The 13,833-nt window shown below is 52.9% G+C and carries 9 protein-coding genes; 7 read left to right on the top strand and 2 right to left on the bottom strand.

Annotation, left to right across the window (positions count from 1 at the left end; all coding sequences use genetic code 11):
- Nucleotides 1–95: 95 nt before the first annotated feature.
- Complete coding sequence (locus tag DW757_RS10755) at nucleotides 96–2,462, top strand: ATP-dependent DNA helicase (protein ID WP_118751704.1); 2,367 nt, start codon at nucleotides 96–98, stop codon at nucleotides 2,460–2,462.
- On the opposite strand, the gene DW757_RS10750 is transcribed toward DW757_RS10755, so the two are convergent.
- Nucleotides 2,459–3,364 (bottom strand): LysR family transcriptional regulator, encoded by a 906-nt coding sequence (locus DW757_RS10750; protein WP_118751703.1) that lies wholly within the window; start codon nucleotides 3,362–3,364, stop codon nucleotides 2,459–2,461. The two genes, DW757_RS10755 and DW757_RS10750, sit on opposite strands and share 4 nt — an antisense overlap.
- Nucleotides 3,365–3,635: 271 nt before the next feature.
- On the opposite strand from DW757_RS10750, the gene DW757_RS10745 reads away from it, so the two are divergent.
- The 5 genes from DW757_RS10745 (at nucleotide 3,636) to DW757_RS10725 (ending at nucleotide 8,136) form a co-directional block, all read left to right on the top strand.
- Entirely contained in the window at nucleotides 3,636–4,583 is a 948-nt protein-coding gene (locus DW757_RS10745) for a M14 family metallopeptidase (RefSeq protein WP_008395986.1), read from the top strand.
- Entirely contained in the window at nucleotides 4,580–5,518 is a 939-nt protein-coding gene (locus tag DW757_RS10740; RefSeq protein WP_015574012.1) for a M14 family metallopeptidase, read from the top strand. Before DW757_RS10745 ends, DW757_RS10740 begins: the two co-directional genes overlap by 4 nt.
- Nucleotides 5,519–5,598: 80 nt before the next feature.
- The gene (locus tag DW757_RS10735) at nucleotides 5,599–6,132 is read left to right on the top strand and encodes a sigma-70 domain-containing protein (protein ID WP_008395984.1); all 534 of its coding nucleotides are present in this window, start codon (nucleotides 5,599–5,601) and stop codon (nucleotides 6,130–6,132) included.
- Between the two features lie 12 nt (nucleotides 6,133–6,144).
- On the top strand, nucleotides 6,145–6,774 hold the full coding sequence (locus DW757_RS10730; RefSeq protein ID WP_008395983.1) for a histidine phosphatase family protein: 630 nt from the start codon (nucleotides 6,145–6,147) through the stop codon (nucleotides 6,772–6,774).
- Nucleotides 6,775–6,939: 165 nt separating this feature from the next.
- The gene (locus tag DW757_RS10725) at nucleotides 6,940–8,136 is read left to right on the top strand and encodes a linear amide C-N hydrolase (protein ID WP_182433291.1); all 1,197 of its coding nucleotides are present in this window, start codon (nucleotides 6,940–6,942) and stop codon (nucleotides 8,134–8,136) included.
- Here the strand turns inward: DW757_RS10725 and DW757_RS10720 are convergent.
- Nucleotides 8,090–9,451 carry an MATE family efflux transporter gene (locus DW757_RS10720; RefSeq protein ID WP_118751702.1) on the bottom strand — a complete coding sequence of 454 codons (1,362 nt, stop codon included), beginning with the start codon at nucleotides 9,449–9,451 and terminating at the stop codon, nucleotides 8,090–8,092. The genes DW757_RS10725 and DW757_RS10720 overlap by 47 nt on opposite strands.
- 536 nt (nucleotides 9,452–9,987) lie before the next feature.
- On the opposite strand from DW757_RS10720, the gene DW757_RS10715 reads away from it, so the two are divergent.
- Nucleotides 9,988–13,752: a phosphoribosylformylglycinamidine synthase gene (locus DW757_RS10715; RefSeq protein WP_118751701.1), complete on the top strand. Its 3,765-nt coding sequence runs from the start codon at nucleotides 9,988–9,990 to the stop codon at nucleotides 13,750–13,752.
- The last annotated feature ends 81 nt before the right edge of the window (nucleotides 13,753–13,833 follow it).

Here is a 13,833-nt window from a genome sequence, read left to right as displayed (position 1 = left end):
GAAACCAGTGGCGCCGGCGCCGTCTTGTCTGTATAATAATAGCGGATAAATTTTGGCGGGTGAGCAGTTTTAAGGAGAGGGGGAAACAGAAATACATGAGTGAGGGGAGAGAGCAGGTAAAGGTATCTGTCCGAAATCTGGTGGAGTTCGTTCTCCGCTCCGGAGATATCGATAATCGGCGGACGGCAGGCGCGCAGAAGGAGGCCATGCTGGCCGGCAGCAGGATACACAGGAAGATACAGAAGCGGCAGGGGCCTGAGTACCGGGCCGAGGTTCCTCTGAAATTTGAGGTGGAGGAGGATGGGTTTCTACTTATTATAGAGGGAAGAGCTGACGGGATTATCGAGGATGCGTCAGGAGTGACCATTGATGAGATAAAGGGCATATATATGGACGTGGAGGAGCTGAAGGAGCCGCTCTATGTCCATCTGGCTCAGGCCATGTGCTACGCCTGGTTTTACATGAACGACAGAAACCTTTCTGAAGCGGCAGTCCAGGTGACCTACTGCAGTCTGGACACAGAGGAGATACGGAGGTTTCGGTTCGTAAAGACCTTTGAGGAACTGGAGGAATGGTTTAAGGGGCTGATACACGAGTATGTGAAATGGGCCAGGTACCTTTATCACAACGGGCTGAGACGCGACGAGTCGCTGAGGACGCTTCAGTTTCCCTTCCCCTACAGGGAAGGCCAGAGGGAGCTGGCTGTGGCGGTGTACAGGACGGTCAGCCGGAAAAAAAAGCTGTTTATCCAGGCGCCTACAGGGATTGGAAAGACGCTGTCCACGATCTTTCCGGCCCTGAAGGCCATAGGAGAGGGGTACGGGGACAAGCTGTTCTACCTGACAGCCAAGACTATTACCCGGTCAGTAGCCCAGGAGGCCCTGGAAATTCTGAGGGAAGAGGGACTCTATTTTCGCTCTGTAACCATTACGGCCAGGGATAAGCTGTGCTTTCTCGAAAAGCCGGAGTGCAACCCGGATGCCTGCCCCTATGCAAAAGGTCATTTTGATCGGGTAAACGACGCTGTCTATGAGATCATTCACAGGGAATTCGGGATTACCAGGGAGACGGTTCTGCGGTATGCTGAGGAGTTTCAGGTCTGTCCCTTTGAATTCTGCCTGGACATCAGCAATTTCGTGGACGGAATTATCTGTGACTACAATTACGTGTTTGATCCTGACGTGCGTCTGAAAAGGTATTTTGCCGAGGGCGTGAAAGGAGAGTATATCTTCCTGATTGACGAGGCCCACAATCTGGTGGGGAGAGCCCGGGAAATGTACAGCGCCGCTGTGGTGAAGGAGGACTTTCTGACTGTAAAAAGGCTGACAAAGGGGCGCTCGCCGAAACTTTTAAGGCTCCTTGACCGGGTGAACCGGCTGATGCTGGAAATGAAGAGGGAGTGCGGCGGGTATGAGCTTCTCTCAGATGCAGGCCCTCTCGTTCTGGCTCTTGGCTCCCTCTTTTCGGAGATGGAAAAATTTCTGGATGAATACCGGGAGTTTCAGGATCGGGAGCTGGTGCTTGACCTGTACTTTTCGGTCAGGAGTTTTTTAAATATCTATGAGCGGGTGGACGAGCACTACCGGATTTATTCCAGGATTCTGGAGAACGGAGACTTTTCTGTGCGGCTGTTCTGTGTCAACCCCATCAAAAATCTGGGAGAATGCCTGGAACAGGGAAATTCGGCCGTATTCTTCTCTGCCACCATGCTTCCCATCCGCTATTACAGAGAGCTTCTCAGCAACTGCCCGGAGGACTATGCCGTCTATGTGAATTCGCCTTTTCCAAAGCAGAACAGGGTGATCCTGACAGCCAGCGACGTGAGCAGCCGCTACACCAGGAGAAACAGACACGAGTTTGGAAAGATTGCAGACTACATCGAGGCCATCGCAGAGGGAAAACAGGGGAATTACATGGTATTTTTCCCTTCCTACCAGTATATGGAAAAAGTGGAGGAGGTTCTGAGAGAGAGAGGCACAGACCTTGAGCTTCTGGTGCAGACGAATCATATGACAGAGGCAGACAAGGAAGAATTTCTGGGGGAATTTTCCAGAGAGAGGGAGAGAAGCCTTGCGGCTCTCTGCGTAATAGGCGGAATTTTCTCAGAGGGAATTGATCTGACAAACGACAGGCTGATCGGCGCATTAATTGTGGGGACAGGGCTTCCGCAGGTGAATGTGGAGCAGGAAATTTTAAAACAGTATTTCGAGGAGGGAGATGAAAACGGCTTTGACTACGCCTACCGCTACCCGGGCATGAACAAGGTTCTGCAGGCGGCGGGCCGGGTGATCCGAACCATGGATGACAGAGGGATTATTGCCCTCCTGGATGAACGCTTCCTGGAAAAGGATTATCAGGAGCTGTTTCCGAGAGAGTGGGACGAATACTTTATCGTAAACAGGAGAAATGTGAGACAGGCAGTGGAGGCCTTCTGGAGGCGGCAGGAGGAAGAGGCGCCTTAAGCCTCCTCCTGTTCCCGCTCCCGGCCCCCCAATAGCTCCATAAACTGTCTGGCTGCCTGGGAGATAGGAATGCTTTCATTGTGCACCACCACGAGCTGACGCTTCGGAAGAGCCTCCTCAAGCTCCAGGATGAACAGGCTGCTGTCGGAGGACGGGATGCAGAAATCAGGCACAAAGGCAATACCCAGGCCGATTTTGGCCAAATCGATCAGCAGATCATTGCTGCTCAGCTCAATTTCCGGCACCAGGTCAAGCTGATGCTTCTGGAACATGCTGTGGAGAAATTCGCTGGTGGTGCTTTTTTTGTCCAGCATGAGGATCGGATAGGTCTGAAGCTCCTCCAGGCTCAGCTTCCTGCCCTTCAGGGGAAAAAATTCCTCATTGGCGGCAAATACGTCGTGAAAGGGGCGCAGCATCTTGATGTTCTGTGTATTGGAAAGGGCCGAGTTGGGGTAGTTGGTGATGATAAAATCCACCTGCCCGTTTTCTAAGAGCTTTGCGCACTCGATGGAGGTGCGGTTTGTCACCTTGATGTGGATGTTGGGGTAGAGGCTGTGAAAGTGGCTCAGGAACGGGACGAGAAAATAGCGGCAGATGGTGTCGCTGGCTCCGATTCTGAGCTGGCCTCCGTTCAGGGTGTTGGCCTCCAGAAGCTGGTTTTCCCCCTTTTTAATCAGGTTCATGGCCGGCTCGATGTGTTTCAGAAGGATCTCCCCCTCAGGCGTGAGCTGAACCCGCTTGGTGCTTCTGATAAACAGCGTCTGGTTCAGCTTTTTTTCCAGAACCTTGATGGACTGGCTGACAGCAGACTGAGAGATGAAAAGCTGTTTGGACGCCTCGGAAAAGCTCAGGGTCGAGGCCACGTGATAGAATACTTTGTATAATTCGTAATTTATATCCATTATTAGTTCTCCTTATAAATGATACAGCTCATTTTAACACACTATGTCCTGGTTTGTAAATCCGTATATTTCTATTTTGCGGTGAATGTGATAAAATTAGCCTTGCAGGGCTTTGTGCGTGCACAGGGAGCCCTGTAAGGCGAATGTCCGCATCGGGCTGATAAGCGAGATGATAAAATGGTTACGTTCAAAGAACATACGAAACTGTGAACAGAAAAGATGAAATTCCGGAGCCGGACAGGAGGCAGGTTCCGGGCAGGAGTGAAGAAGAATGATAAAGACAGTGATCTCACTGGGACTTCCGGTGGAGGAAAATCTGATAATCAGAAAAAATGTCATAGAACCGCCAAAGCGCACAGGCAGAGAGAAGAGGATCTGTATTGTGACAGGGACCCACGGCGACGAACTGGAAGGACAGTATGTCTGCTACGAGCTGAACAGGAGGATCCGGGAAGGGATGGAACATCTGAAGGGAATTGTGGAGATCTATCCTGCGCTGAATCCTTTGGGGATTGATACCATTACGAGAGCTGTTCCCCTTTTTGACATGGATCTGAACCGTCTGTTTCCCGGAAAAAAGGACGGGTCCGTGGCCGAGCAGATAGCATTTAGCATACTGGAAGACATAAAAGGTGCCGATATGTGCATCGATATTCATGCCAGCAATATTTATATCAGGGAGATTCCACAGGTGCGCTTAAATGCCAGCACATCCGAAAACCTGGTTCAGTATGCAAAAAGGCTGAACACGGAATTTGTCTGGGTACATCCGGCATCCACGGTGCTGGAATCTACCCTGGCCCACAGCCTGAATATGGCTGGAGTTCCGACGCTGGTGGTGGAGATGGGCGTGGGAATGAGGATTACAGAGAGCTACTGCATGCAGCTGACAGACGGTATTTTCTGTCTGATGAAGGACCTGGGAATCTGGGACGGGGAGACGGTGAAGCCGAGGGAGCCTGTAGTGTCCCTGGATGGCAGGGTGGAGCTTCTGAATGCGGAGAGAGCGGGAATTTTTGTGCCGAAGGCGGAGCACGGCAGCCGAATCAGGAGGGGAGAAGTGCTGGGAGATATTGTGAACCCCCTCGACGGAACGGTGGAGGAAACCTTTTATGCTCCCTGCAGCGGCCTTGTGTTTACACTGAGAGCCTACCCGGTGGTGGAGACAGGCTCCCTGATTGCCAGGATACTTGATGAGGAGGGGGCGCAGAGGCCATGAGAACAGAAGTTATTTTTTCCATGAAGAGGGCCTGCCGGGAGGACTATCAGATAAAGGGGTACCGGTTCGGTCGGGGAGGGCAGAAGGCTGCCTGTATTGTGGGGCCTATGCGGGGGACGGAGATCCAGCAGCTTTATATCTGCTCTCAGCTTGTCAGAATGCTTAAGGAGATTGAATCCAGGGGAGGAATCGCAGGGGACAATGAGATACTTGTGATTCCGTCCTTAAACCAGCCGTCTGTCAACGTAAACCGCCATTTCTGGCCCACAGATAATTCCGATGTAAACAGGATGTTCCCGGGAGATCAGAAGGGGGAAACTACGAAGAGGCTGGCCGGCACTCTGTTTGAGAAAGCCAGAGGCTACAGTTATGGAATCCAGTTTTCAAGTCTGTACTCTGTGGGAGAGTTTGTTCCTCATGTGAGAATGCTCGAGACAGGGTATCACAGCCCCAGTCTTGCAAACCTGTTTGGCCTCCCCTACGTGATGATCCAGCGGACATCGGCTTATGATACGGCGTCCCTCAACTATAACTGGCAGTTAGAGGGAACCAGCGCTTTTTCCGTCTACACGGCGGCGACGGAGAATATTGATCAGGAGGCGGCTATCCAGTCAGCCTCGTCGGTGCTCCGCTTCCTGACCAGAATGGGGATCATCCGGTACAACAGCCACAGCGGCTACATTGCCAGTGTGATCACAGAGGAAGATCTGGCCAATGTGATTACCAGTGCGCCGGGATTCTTCATCAGAGAGAAAAATCCCGGGACAGAGGTTTCCTGCGGCGATGTGATGGCCACGATCATAGATCCCGGAACAGGGGAGATTGTGAGCCAGGTCCTTGCGCCTACGGATGGAATCGTATTCTATGCCCACACGAAGCCTCTTGTGTTTGAAGGGGAGGTTATTTTTAAGATTATCAGAAGGCTCCATGCGTAGAAGCAGGAGTCTGACGCGCAGGAAAGACAGAAACAGCCAACGGGAAATGCGCAAGAAAAGAATAGAAAAGGAGAGATACCATGAGAGAGGACAGAGCCTTTGAGGAAAAGGATTTTTACCAGATGTACCAGGATGAGATGGACTGCATCATTCCCTGCACTGAGGATGAGATGGAGGAGCTTTCCGAGGAGCTCCTGTCAGGAAACGAGAGGGCAAAAAAGCGCCTGATTGAGGGCTGCCTGGCCATGGCTGCCGAGCTTTCCGAGGAGTACAGAGACAGGGGACTTCCGGCAGGGGATCTGGTTCAGGAGGCCAATATGGCCCTTCTGCTTCTGGTCTCCGAATACGAGGGGGGAAATTTCCGGGCACAGGCGGAGGAACGTATCCGCGAGGCTCTGGAGACTGCCCTTGATATTCAGGATACTGAGCAGAAAATCGAGGAGGAGATGCTTGCGAGAGTGAATGTGTTAAAGGACATCTCTGCCCAAATGGCTGAGGAGCTGGGCCGCGAGGCGACGGTGGAGGAGCTGGCTGCACGCATGAAGATGACGGTGGAGGAGATCAAGGATATTATGAAGCTGACCCTGGACGCTATGAGCGTCAGCGGAGAATAAGGAGGCCTGCAGATGAAGCTGTATCTGATCCGGCACGGACAGACCTTGTGGAACAGTGAAGGGAAAATTCAGGGGAAGACGGACATCCCGTTAAATGAGACAGGCCTCCTGCAGGCGGAGCTTCTGGCAGAGGCTATGGAAAGATACCCGGTGACGGCCGTATATGCGAGTCCTTTAAAGCGGGCCTATCAGACGGCTGAATGTGTGGCAGGGCGGCAGGGACTTTCTGTCATTGCCGAGGAGGGGCTCAGAGAGGTGGATTTCGGGTTCTGGGAGGGGATGACATGGAGTGAGATTGAAGAGCGCTACCCCGAGGATTTTGCCCTCTGGGACAAAAATCCGGCAGAGCATGCTCCTACAGGAGGGGAGCGGCGGGAGGACTGTCAGGCCCGCATATCCAAAGCCATGGAGCGGATCATCGGGGAGGCCAGGGGAGATGTCGCCCTGGTAGCCCATGGGGGAATTCTGGTCTTTGCGGTATTATGGCTGATCCGAAAGAGGCAGGAGAAAAATGAGATCATTGTGAAAAACGCCAGCATCACCACAGTGGAATATGACAGGAAGACAGGAGAGGGAAGGCTCCTCTGCCTCAATGATGTGAGCCATCTGGGAAAATCCTGCTCAGACGACGGCATAAAATAAGGCAGAAGAGGGGAAACTAGCAGAAGAAATTTTGCAGAGACAAATGATCAGAAAAAGTCAGCAGATGAAAGACGCCGGAACACGGGCGTCAGAAGACTGGAAAAAAGCAGGAAGACAGGAGAGATAGGAGAGACAGCGGCAGAAGAAGGCCGCAGGGGGAATTACATGACCAGTAAAAAGAAAACGGAAACAGAAAGAGCAGACAGGAGCGTTCTGTCCGCAGACGGGAAAGAGTGTTTGGAGGGCAGGAGAGCAGCCGAAGCATTTCTGTCATCCCTCCATGGGGGATGCAGCGCCTTCAGCTGGGAAACTGCCGATGGACAGCACCTCTGGGGAAGAAATCTCGATTTTAACCGGCTGGCAGAGGGGACGAGAGTGACCTTTCTCCCACGGAAAACGGTATTTTACACTTATGGGACGAGCCTTGAGAACACACTCAGGGAGGACACCAGAACGGAAACTATCTACGGGGCGGTGGGGATCGGCTCCCTGCTGTTAAAATCTACGCCGGCCCTCTATGAGGGGATCAATGAGGAGGGGCTGATGGGGGGACAGCTCTACTACAGGGGCTTTGCCCATTTTGAGAGAGAATGCCGTCCCGGTACCAGGCCTGTGCAGCCTCCGTTTCTGATCACCTATCTGCTTGGAAGGTGCAGGAATGTGGAGGAGGTGGTGAGGGAGCTTCAGGAAAATATTACCCTGTCCGGTGCACCAATGCTAGGAATGGTTCCCACTCTTCACTGGATGTTCGCTGACCGAACGGGAGAATCTGTGATCGTGGAGCCGGATAGGGAAGGGCTTCATATTTACCGAAACACCATGGGAGTGATGACCAACAGTCCAGGTTACCCGTGGCATCGGACGAATCTCCTGACCTATGCGGGGCTTCGGGACCTGGACTATGATACCCTGCACATCAACGGGGACAGCCTTGAACAGTGCTTCTCAGGGGGCGGCATGAAGGGCCTTCCGGGAGACTGGTCCTCCCCGTCGCGGTTCGTGAGACTTTCCTTCCTGAAAAAATACTGTGAAAAAGGCCGAAATGAGGAGGAGGGAGTGGCCAGGATGCTTCGCCTGTTCGACAGTGCGGCCTTCCCCCTTGGCATGGTCAGAGTAAGCGAACCGGGAACCATCACTGAGTATGACAGAGGGGTGACGCCTTTTGACTACACCGTGTACACTTCTGTCATGTGTGCGGAGTCCCTGCGTTTTTACTGGCTCACCTACGGAAACAGCCGTGTCCGGTATGTGGATCTGGGAGAGCTTCTGAAGAAAAACAGAGCTGTCCAGTTTGAGCTCTCCTTCGAACAGGAATTTAAACGTCTGGGTGCAGAGCAGGACGGCCTTTTCCCTGCCGGTTGAGCCAGAGAAACATGGCCAGACACAGGCAGATCTGGACAACGGTGGAGGCAGGTGTCGCAAGGCCGATCTGAAACAGGGTGACTCCCGCTGTCCGGCTTGTCAGGAGGACAAGGGGAATCCTCACAAGGAAGGCCCCGATGAGGCCCTGAATCATGACGAACAGAGTTCTCTCACAGCCGTTGTAATAGCCGGTGAAGCAGAACAGGAACGGAGTGAGCATGCAGTCGATGGCGTAGGCCATGAGATAGCTGTGGGAAGCGGCGATGACGGCTTCGTCTTTTGAGAAAATAGAAGCCAGCAGATCGCCGTGGAAAAAGGTCAGCCAGGCCATGATAAGCCCCGCCGCAAAGGAAACTGAAATCCCGCAGCCGAGAGCCCGCTTTGCCCGTTCTGGCTTCCCGGCTCCCATATTCTGCGCAGTGAAGGCTGACATGGACTGCATACAGGCGGAGGGGACGAGCATAATAAACACGCATACCTTTTCACCTACTCCGATGGCGGCGGAGTCTGTTACCCCGAAAGAATTTACTACAGTCTGGATTACCAGAAAGGAAAAGCCCACCAGAAGCTCCTGAAGGGCCACAGGCGTTCCAAGCTTCAACTCTTTCAGGATGAGATGCTTCCTGAAGCGTATGAAACTTCGTGAAAAGGGAAAAGGCAGTCCTTTTTTACGGATCACAAAGAGGGAAATGACAACACTTGCAGCCTGGGCGGCCACAGTGGCCAGGGCAGCTCCCGCCGCGCCCATGTGGAACACGGCTACCAGCAGCAGATCTCCGGCAATGTTGATGACACATGCGATGGCAACCGTCATCAGAGGGGTTTTGGAGTCGCCGATTCCGCGGAACACAGCGCCCAGTACATTATAGGACACGATGAAGACAGAGTCGGCTCCGCAGATTCGGATATAGGATAAGGTATGTGAATAGGCCTCCTGGGGAGCGTGCATCAGGCGGGCGAGAAGTCCGGCCGCGCCGGTCATGACGGCAGTGAGCACCAGGGCAAAGACGGCAAACAGGCAGATGCCGGTTCCTACAGCATGCCCGGCCTCCTGGAGCTTTTTCATTCCCGTCTTCTCGCCGACTAATATGGTAATTCCCATGGAAAGTCCCGTAATGATCATCGTGACGGTCTGAAGCAGCATGCTTCCCGTGGCTACTCCCGATACATCAGAAGTAGAGGCAAACTGCCCCACCACCAGAAGGTCAACTCCGCCGTAGAGCGCCTGCAGAAACAGGCTGAAGAGTACGGGAACTGCAAAGCGCAGCAGGGAACTTAGAATGCGTCCCTCCGTGAAAGCTTCTGTTGATTTCATATCTGTTCATTCTCCTTCTGTAAATAAAATGGATTCTCCCGTGCTGTGAAAACCACTTTCCAGGAACGTCGGCAAAGTCTTTCATATCCCCCTCCGCACAGATAAAAAGCCGGATAAGGAACAGATATAGTAGTCTGCTGTCTTATCCGGCTTACCATTTATGAATGGATATGCTCAGGGGCATTTTCCTGCGCCTCATTCACACTGTTTCCTGGGAATGATATGACCTCCGAACAGGCATCCTTATTATAGCAGATCCGTGCAGAGAGTCAAGAATCTGATTAATTAGTCGAAATTATAATATATATTAAATATATTAATTTTACTTATTTATATTTTTTGTTTATGATAAAGCGGAAGGAAAAAGGCTGTCCGGGCTGAAACCGCATAAAGAGCGGTCAGGGGCAGCGCAGCTTCCGGCAGCGCGAAAGCGCCGGCGCAGAGGCTGGACTTATGGAAAAAAGAAGCGGGCTTTCCGCTTTGATGCAATACAAAACAGTTCAATTACAAAAGGCGAGATCTGTAAGGAGGATCCTATGAGCGTAAGACGTATTTTTGTGGAAAAAAGACCAGAATTTGCCGTTAAGGCAAAGGAGCTTCGCGATGAGATCGAGAGTTATCTGGGCATTAAGACAGTGACCGGAGTGAGAGTTCTCATCCGCTATGACATTGAGAACGTGTCAGAGGCTGCCTACAGGGAGGCACTCTCCACCATCTTTTCCGAGCCGCCGATGGATGATGTATATGAGGAGAGCTTTGAGACAGGCGAGGGAGATACCGTTTTTACAGTAGAGTATCTGCCCGGCCAGTTCGACCAGAGAGCGGACTCCGCAGAACAGTGCGTGAAGCTCTTAAGCGAGGAGGAGGAACCGATCATACGCTCCGCCACAACGTATGTGGTATCCGGAACACTGACAGAGGAGGAGAAGGCGGCTGTCAAGTCTCTCTGCATTAACCCGGTGGATTCCAGAGAAAACAACAACCCGAAGCCGGAAACCCTTGTGGCCGTATTCGAGCAGCCGGAGGATGTAAAGATCTTTGCCGGTTTCATGGATATGCCGAAGGAGGAGCTTAAGTCCCTCTATGATTCTTTAAACCTGGCTATGACCTTCAAGGATTTCCTTCACATTCAGAATTACTTCAAGAATGAGGAGAAGCGCGATCCGTCTGTGACAGAAATCCGCGTGCTTGATACCTACTGGTCCGATCACTGCCGCCACACCACCTTCCAGACAGAGCTCAAGGATGTGGAATTTACAAAGGGTGATTACAATGAGCCCATCGAGAATACATACAGACAGTACCTGGCTGACAGGGAGGAGCTGTATGCGGGGAGAAGCGACAAGTTTGTCTGCCTGATGGATCTGGCCCTGATGGCGATGAAGAAGCTGAGAAAAGAAGGAAAGCTTCAGGACATGGAGGTTTCTGAGGAGATCAACGCCTGCAGCATCGTGGTTCCCGTTGTCATCGACGGGAAGGAAGAGGAGTGGCTCGTAAACTTTAAAAACGAGACACACAACCATCCGACGGAGATCGAGCCCTTCGGAGGGGCGGCTACCTGTCTGGGCGGAGCCATCCGCGATCCACTTTCCGGCCGTACCTATGTCTATCAGGCCATGCGCGTGACGGGAGCTGCCGATCCTACCAGACCTATGTCTGAGACCATGCACGGAAAGCTGCCCCAGAGGAGGATCGTCACAGATGCGGCTCACGGCTACAGCTCCTACGGAAATCAGATCGGCCTTGCCACCGGCTATGTGAAGGAGATCTACCATCCGAACTACGCTGCCAAGAGAATGGAGATCGGCGCAGTGATGGCGGCAGCACCGAGAAAGAATGTCATCCGCGAGACCTCGGATCCGGGCGATGTGATCATCCTCATGGGAGGAAGGACAGGCCGTGACGGAATCGGCGGAGCTACCGGTTCCTCCAAGGTACATACAGAGGAGTCCATCGAGGTCTGCGGCGCTGAGGTTCAGAAGGGAAATCCGCCGACAGAGAGAAAGCTCCAGCGCTTATTCCGCCGTCTGGAGGTAAGCCGCCTGATCAAGAAGTGCAACGACTTCGGCGCCGGCGGTGTGTCTGTGGCCATCGGCGAGCTGGCAGCAGGACTTGAAATTGACCTTGACAAGGTGCCGAAGAAATATGCGGGACTGGACGGAACGGAGATTGCCATTTCCGAGTCCCAGGAGAGAATGGCCGTTGTGGTAGACAAAAAGGATGTTGAGCAGATGATGGCCTATGTGGCAGAGGAAAACCTGGAGGCAGTTCCCGTTGCCGTAGTCACAGAAGCTCCAAGGCTTGTGATGCACTGGAGAGGAAAGACCATCGTGGATATCAGCCGTGCGTTCCTGGATACAAACGGAGCTCACCAGGAGGCTTCTGTCACAGTGGAGGTTCCCACAAGAGAGGGCAATGTATTTGAGCGAAAAGAGATCGGCGATGTGAAAGAGCACTGGCTGAAGCTGCTTTCCGGCTTAAACGTATGCTCCCAGAAGGGACTGGTGGAAATGTTTGACGCATCCATCGGAGCGGGAAGCGTGTTCATGCCTTACGGCGGAAAATACCAGCTCACAGAGACCCAGGCTATGGTGGCAAAGCTCCCTGTTCTGGAGGGCAAGTGCGACACTGTGACCATGATGAGCTACGGCTATGACCCGTATCTTTCAAGCTGGAGCCCGTATCACGGGGCTGTCTATGCCGTCCTGGATTCTGTTGCCAAGATTGCGGCTAACGGAGGCGACTTTAAGAAGATCCGCTTCACCTTCCAGGAGTATTTCAAGAGGATGACAGAGGACAGAACCAGATGGGGAACGCCGTTCTCCGCTCTCCTCGGTGCATACAGCGCACAGATGGGCTTCGGACTTCCGTCCATCGGAGGAAAGGACAGTATGTCCGGAACCTTCAACGATGAAGTTCACGGGGAGATCAATGTTCCGCCGACACTTGTCGCCTTTGCTGTAGACATTTCCGACAAACAGCATGTGGTAACGCCGGAGTTTAAGAAGGCCGGAAGCAAGATTGTGGTGATGAAGATCGAGAAGGACGGCTATGACCTTCCTGTTTACAGCCAGGTGATGGACAGCTACGAGAAGCTCTACCGCGATATGGAGGCCGGAAACATCATCTCTGCCTACGCTGTGGAGGCCGGCGGAATCGCCGAGGCAGTCAGCAAGATGGCCTTTGGAAACAAGCTGGGCGTTAAAGTAGAGCACAATGTGGATCCGAGAGATTTCTTTGCTCCGGGCTGGGGCAACATCGTATGCGAGGTGCCGGACGGAAAGGTGGGAAGCCTTGGCATCACCTACACAGTCATCGGAGAGGTGACAGACCGCGCAGCCTTTGAATACGGCAATGTGACCATCTCCATGGACGAGGCGTTAAATGCATGGACCAGGACGCTGGAGGACGTGTTCGCCACAGAATCCGGTGTGGAGCAGAAGGAAGTCAGAACAGAGATTTACAATACAGACAAGGTTTACATCTGCAAAAATAAGGTGGCGAAACCGAGAGTGTTTATTCCGGTATTCCCGGGCACAAACTGTGAGTACGACAGCGCCAAGGCCTTTGAGCGGGCAGGGGCAGAGGTTATCACAAAGATTTTCAGGAACCGGGATGCGGCAGACATCAGGGATTCTGTGGAGGTCTACAAAAAGGCCATCGCCCAGTCTCAGATCGTGATGTTCCCGGGAGGCTTCTCCGGAGGCGATGAGCCGGACGGCTCCGCAAAATTCTTTGCCACAACCTTCAGAAATGCAGTCCTCAAGGAGGAGATCGAAAAGCTCTTAAACGAGAGAGACGGTCTGATTTTAGGCGTCTGCAACGGCTTCCAGGCTCTTATCAAGCTGGGACTTCTGCCGGAGGGAAGGATTACAGAGTTAAAGAGCGACTCTCCGACACTGGCCATGAATACTATCGGACGCCATATTTCCAAGATGGTGAACCTGAAGGTAGTTTCCAACAAGTCCCCATGGCTTCGCGAGGCAGAGCTTGGCGGAATCTATGTAAATCCTGTCTCCCACGGAGAAGGACGTTTCGTGGCAAGCAGCGAGTGGATTGAGAAGCTCTATGCAAACGGCCAGGTGGCAACCCAGTATGTGGATACCGAGGGCAGACCGACCATGGATGAGGCATGGAACCCCAACGGCTCCATGATGGCAATCGAGGGAATTACAAGTGAGGACGGCCGTATCTACGGAAAGATGGCCCACTCTGAGAGAATCGGCGACGGCGTGGCTGTCAATATTTACGGCAACCAGGATATCAAGATTTTTGAATCCGGCGTGAAGTATTTCCAGTAACAGCCGCGGCCAGGCAGCGGTTCAGACTGACACCTTAGGCCCGGGGGGATATTCCTCCGGGCCTTTCCCGTGCCCGAGGGA

Origin of the sequence: Clostridium sp. AM29-11AC (assembly GCF_003480545.1) — a bacterium.
GTDB classification, from domain to species: Bacteria; Bacillota; Clostridia; order Lachnospirales; family Lachnospiraceae; genus Otoolea; species Otoolea saccharolyticum_A.
Note: the sequence above shows the minus strand (reverse complement) of the source record. Positions and strands in the feature narration are given on the sequence as shown.